Consider the following 266-nt stretch of genomic DNA (forward strand, 5'->3'; position numbering starts at 1 on the left):
CGCGCCCGAGAGGAGTCGAACCCCTAACCTCTTGATCCGTAGTCAAACGCTCTATCCAATTGAGCTACGGGCGCATATGGTGCCGAGGGCGGGGGTCGAACCCGCACGGTGGTCACCCACCGCAGGATTTTAAGTCCTGTGCGTCTGCCTGTTCCGCCACCCCGGCATGTCATATTGAAAATTGGAGCGGAAGACGGGATTCGAACCCGCGACCCCAACCTTGGCAAGGTTGTATTCTACCACTGAACTACTTCCGCAAGACATGT

At 57.1% G+C, this 266-nt stretch carries 3 tRNA genes; all 3 read right to left on the bottom strand.

Annotated elements, in window-relative coordinates:
- Positions 1-74 (bottom strand) — tRNA-Arg (locus ACS2FK_RS30585).
- Positions 75-77: 3 nt separating this feature from the next.
- A tRNA-Leu gene (locus ACS2FK_RS30590) sits at positions 78-166 on the bottom strand.
- Positions 167-182: 16 nt separating this feature from the next.
- Positions 183-257 (bottom strand) — tRNA-Gly (locus ACS2FK_RS30595).
- Between the last annotated feature and the right edge of the window lie 9 nt (positions 258-266).

Source organism: Bacillus cereus group sp. BceL220, from assembly GCF_051776965.1.
Classification (GTDB): Bacteria; Bacillota; Bacilli; order Bacillales; family Bacillaceae_G; genus Bacillus_A; species Bacillus_A cereus.